The 3946-nt window shown below is 37.8% G+C and carries 3 protein-coding genes and 1 pseudogene; all 4 read right to left on the bottom strand.

Annotated elements, in window-relative coordinates:
* Window positions 1-859, bottom strand: a pseudogene (locus J3U42_RS12035) (hypothetical protein); the annotation flags it as partial.
* A gap of 390 nt (window positions 860-1249) precedes the next feature.
* Complete coding sequence (locus J3U42_RS12040) at window positions 1250-1567, bottom strand: hypothetical protein (RefSeq protein ID WP_267336576.1); 318 nt, start codon at window positions 1565-1567, stop codon at window positions 1250-1252.
* 550 nt (window positions 1568-2117) lie between these two features.
* Window positions 2118-2522: a hypothetical protein gene (locus J3U42_RS12045; protein ID WP_267328776.1), complete on the bottom strand. Its 405-nt coding sequence runs from the start codon at window positions 2520-2522 to the stop codon at window positions 2118-2120.
* The coding region (locus J3U42_RS12050) for a VENN motif pre-toxin domain-containing protein (protein ID WP_267336577.1) at window positions 2519-3946 on the bottom strand (1428 nt) is incomplete at its 5' end. The genes J3U42_RS12045 and J3U42_RS12050, both read right to left, overlap by 4 nt.

Raw genomic sequence — 3946 nt, forward strand, 5'->3', positions numbered from 1 at the left:
TATCATCGGTCACCCAGTTACCTTTTTCATCAGCATGACCGGTATGCAGTTTGATTTGCTCGGCAATCCACGGCGCACTGGCACCGGCCAGACTGCCGGTAATATCACCGGTAATCACCCCGGTCACTATCGCCATAGCGGTATCAATCCCTTTACTGACATTACCGCCCATTGTGCCAAGATTTTTATCTTTATTGGCTTTTAGCTGAGTATCAACCAGCGCGTAATAAATGGAGTCTTCATTCGCGCTATAATATTGTTCAAATGAGGCGTATTTCGCTTTTTCCTCATCACTTAAATATTTATATCGCTTTTCCGCTTCCGCCCGGGTTAACGCATCCTTATTTTTATCCACCTCTTTTTGTGCCTCAATGCGGTCATATTTCTTCACCACACTTTTAGCCTGCTGGGCAATATCTTTAATCAGCTCAACGGTTTCAATTTTATCCAGCTCTTTTTGCTTATCAAAAATCTGTTTGAGCGGATTATTGGCACTGTCCGTATCCCGGCTCAGGCCGTTAATATCCTGTTTTTGCCGGTCCTGATTGCGGATGATTAACTCGCCTTTTTCCACCGCTGATTTGGTGGTGCTTGAGTCACTGTCTTTAAACGCAGTTGGCGCACCGGGACCGGCGGTGCCACCACTAATGGCAACATGAGTGACTTTAAAGTCAGCTTTATTTTTAATATCACTGAAGCTGATAGTGCCGGTATCGAGTTTGTTTTTACCGGTATCTTCCGCTTTCGAGGCAATCACCGCGCCTTTTAAGTCAGTGTTATTGCCGACCGTGATATCATAGCCGCCTTTACCGGCAAAGATACCCGACTGGTCAGTCACACTTGCCCATTTACTTTCCATTTCCGTGGCCGATAACGAGCCGTTCGCACTCACCCCACCATAACCGGCGGTGCCGCTGACTGAAGCACTGATTTTTTCATAATCATAATTATCGGTATCTTGCAGTGACTGAAGAGAGGTAGGATATTATCTTGGTTTTACGAGAAGATTAAGAATAAAGAATTGTATAAAATCAATGAAGTTAATAGTGAGGGGGGGGAAGAAACACATATTCGGCATTATTCAGAAATTAAATATTGGATAAATAAAATATAAGGTAGCCACTGAGCACAGCTGACCATTAAAGCTGAGTAGAGTAAATTAATTATAGATACTTACGATGCAGGTCTAAAAAGAGAAAAATAGATTCCTGAACACATTGGTGATAGGGATCTTTTAATGACAATAAAACTAAATCTGAAAATTGCTTCGCTTGGATAGTTCTAAGAGCTCTTTTAAATAATGATTATATTGCTTACCTTTTTTCATTTTTGCGTATTCTTCAACAGCGATAATTCCATTATTTATAATTGAATTATCAATTCGAGAAATTTCAAGAGTAATAACAGATTTACCATTAATAAGATAAGTATATATGTCTTCACTTTGTTCTATCATGTGATATAAGCAACATGCTGAACCCAGAGTATCAAAAATTTTTTTTAAGTAAGGAATTACAATTTCTTGTTCCATTTTATTGAATTCGTCTATTAATTGATTCTTAGTCATTTTATTCTTCCTGGTGTTACTGTTACTAAATTACCTTTTTTATCAGTAAGTACCGTCATAGTATTTGTTGGTTTACCGCTAAATTTATCTATACCTATATTTTTATCTAATGTAATAACTCTCTCATAAAGAGTATCTGTCTGACCCGTGACCTTGTTATACGAAGATCTAGTACTGCTAATTGGAATTTTAGCCGTATCGGAACTATTTAGAATAGCCTTAACATCTGTTTCACTGATTGTAAATTGACTAGCATTCGTTTTACCTGAGAAATGGCGATTTTGTACATGAACCCAACCAGGTTCGATGTCACCAATCTTTACATTAATACGAGATTGAACAATAAGGTGCTCTAAATCAGTTTTAGCTATTGCATTAGTTACACCATTTGAGACTTTATATCCATTAGATACTGTTCCCGTTGGTTGTATGCTAGGCGATCGGTCATCATTAAAATTGAGCAGAACAAGTTGATTATTGAACTTGCTATGCAGATCTAAAAAAAGATAAAAGAAGGAACCCCAATTTGGTTAATTGGGGATCATGTTAGTTACGCTTTATGAATCACATAACGATCATTGTCTAATTCAGCTGAATCTAAAGTTATAGGCGTTTCAGAACCTTCAGGTGAAATCATTATCCATGTAAGAGGATTAGGACTATCGTCAGATATCAATCCTTTCATATGTAATATATTACATAGTTGCTTGGAAAGAAGAGTTGAATTATGTTCTAACGTACTATCTCTAATATAAATAGAACAGTTTAGCAAAAAGTCTCCCCCATCATATTGATTAATTATAGCCCAGATTTTTATATCTCCAGTAAATGGATCCGAGTCATAATCATCATCAACTACAACATTTTCACTTTGTATATTGAATATTATTGCCAGAGCTTTCTGTAATTCACTTTTACTAATTACCTTTTCTAATGCGATATCAAATCCACTCATTTTTGATTCCTTTTCCAAACATCGAGAGCAGCTTGTTTTGATTGATGAGAAAGTCCCATTTTATTTAAAATTTCATCTGCTTTTGATGTATTACCAAACTTTTTATAGATTCCTAGAGCATCAAAGGAACCACGATCTAAAGTAGTAAATCCATTTCCAGATATAGGTGCTAACGTACCATTAGCTTCTCTTTCATAAGTTCTACCATTAACAGTTATTTGATTTCCTTTAATTGTTGCTTGTCCATTTTTGATGGCCGCCATATCAGCATTGACATCAACAGATGAGTCAATAACTGTATTTTTATCTTTCTTTGTCGTCCCTTGCTTTATTTTATCAAAGTAATGGCGACTATTAGGTGAGTTAATATCAGATATCCATTCAGGTTGATTCTGTGTTGCCCCCTTACCAGCATTAATTTGTTGCTCTTTCGCTACATGTTCACCAAATTTACTACTTTCGTTTGCTTTCTGATTGGCAGCATGATTATCAAGTATTTTATCCTTAGTCTCTTTATAATTTCCACCACCTTGTTCAACATTTCCTTTTCCGTGTTGTAGCTCTAAGTCTGTTTTGTCTAATGGTTTATTGGCAGTAGGTCCCTTTCCGGTCTCCAAACTACCAATCTTAACTGGGGTCCATTTCCCGTCAATCCATTGTATAATCTTACCGCCTAAAGCAGCCGTTGCCGTTCCCGCAACAGTATAGAATGACGCTTCACCAACATCATGCCCAGTCATACTTGCTAAGTTAGTCAATGCTGTTTCAAAAGAATCTGCTGGGATCTCTTTATTTAACCATTCTCTTGGAATGCTTGCTATTTTCTTTCCAAACTCCCAAGCGTCATCAGCAATTTTTCCTAGTGAGTTGTCATCAATGTATCGAATAGCTTTATCGCCACCTTCAACAATGTTATCAACCAACTTGCCAGGCGCATTTTTCATTCCTTCCCATAAGGATTGAATTTTTGTGTCATCAGGATAATATCCAAAACTCAGATCATCTGGTGATGCACCATCAGTAACTATATTATAAAAATCACGATATCGATTATCTATCTCTTCCTGCAACCAATCTCTTCTTTCTAACTGACAAGTTGTATAGCCTTCACAATCCGCTATAATTTCTCGATATCTCTCAGCATACTCTTCTAACAATTGATTTTTATATTCTTGTAATGCTCTGATCTTTTCTTTATCAAGCTCATTTGTTTCTTTTACTACCTGCATTTGGCATTTTCTATCACCATTACAGGCTGCATATTTCTTGTCTGCTTCAGCAACATCCGCAGGGCTTAACAAGTTATTCTCAACCGCATTCTTCCCGGCAGCAATTGCCGCACCGGCAGCGCCGGTATCACCGCCACCGGCGGCAATCGCCAGGCCGGCTGCCAGCTGGGCGAGGGCGCTGATGTTTTGTTTTTC

Origin of the sequence: Gilliamella sp. B2923, from assembly GCF_026536565.1 — a bacterium.
Lineage (GTDB): Bacteria > Pseudomonadota > Gammaproteobacteria > Enterobacterales > Orbaceae > Gilliamella.